Genomic DNA, 1,271 nt, shown 5'->3' with positions numbered 1-1,271 from the left:
AGTACGTCCAGTACGAGGACTTCCGGCCGGCACGCCGAGAGCACGCACCGGACGCCGCTCCTTGACGGGCGAACGTTGCCTGCCGCGGCACTAGCCAGCGGTAGCGGGCACTGCAGGCGCCGGCCACGGAATTTCCGTACTCGTCAGTGGCCGTGACGACGACGGCGGTGTTCGCGTCGTTGGTGCGCAGGGTCATCGTGACGTCTCCGTGCAGGTCTGTGAGCTGCAGGATGACATCGCCGTTGCTCGAGCTGTAGGTCGCCCCCTCTATTTCGATGGCCGAACGCAAGATCGTCCGGAGCCGGAGGTGAGTATCGATGCACCGGGCGGCGGGCACCAGCCCGGACAGATCGCCATGAATGCAAAGCGATCACCAACCCGAGATCAACGGTTCGGCAGGTGTGCGCATGCTTTCTGTGCAGACATTCATATTTATTCCATGAAGTCGCTACTGATCGTGAGAATCAGCGGCCGACCGGGGCCCGGGAGGGGGCAGTGTCTTTTCCAATTCATGGAAAGGGCGTGTGGATTCGATGATCCACTGATGTCACTCTCTTTGAGGCGTCGCACGGGAAACTTCAGGAAGAGGAAGAGAATCCGATGGGGGACACGACCCGCGCGGAGCGCGTAAGGCGCGGACTGTCCGGCGTACTTCTGGTGGTGGCGTGCGGCGCCCTGCTGCTGTTCGGCGGAGCGCTCCTGCTGAAACCGCCGTGGCCGGTGGGGTTCGAGGACGACGCCCTGCTCGTGCCCCCGCGCGAGCGGCAGGACATCCCGGGGGCCGAGCTCCAGCAGGCCATCCGGCTCGCGGTGCCGCCGAAGGCCGGGGAGACCTCGTATCTGGTGGTCCCGGGCGACGGCAGCGAAGAGAGCGGCCAGGATCTCTATCTGCGCTTCCGCACCACCCCCGAGGGCCTCGGGGAGTTCTTGACCTCCCTGGACAGAACACCTAGGACCTGCCCTGGGGCAGGTCCTGGCGTCAACTCCGCGGCCACCGGGCCCGGTCGGCGGCCCGCTCCCCCGAAACCGCCGACCGGACCGGTCCTCGACCGCGCGCGCCCGGGTTGCGGGAGTAACCCGGCGTCCGGCGCAGGAGGCTGCGAAGTCACGGTAGGTGAAGGGCCCGCCACAGGCCGGGGCCGTCCAGTCGACTGTAGAACGGATGTACGCCGGGGCCTAGGGGGCTTCTGATGGATCTCCGTGGGAGAAGGAGCGGCGTTCGGTGCGTGCTCTCGCCCGGTGCGGCGAGAGTGCGTGCCGGGCGTCGCGAC

Annotated in this window: 1 protein-coding gene; it reads right to left on the bottom strand. The window is 67.1% G+C overall.

The features are described 5' to 3' along the window. Positions 1-196: hypothetical protein (locus AB0J04_RS46190; RefSeq protein ID WP_363174740.1), on the bottom strand; the 196-nt coding region annotated here is incomplete at its 3' end. Positions 197-1,271 lie beyond the last annotated feature (1,075 nt).

The sequence above is a fragment of the Streptomyces sp. NPDC050263 genome (assembly GCF_040655955.1).
Lineage (GTDB): Bacteria > Actinomycetota > Actinomycetes > Streptomycetales > Streptomycetaceae > Streptomyces.
The sequence above is the reverse complement of the archived record's forward strand: the minus strand, read 5'-3'. Positions and strand labels throughout refer to the sequence as shown.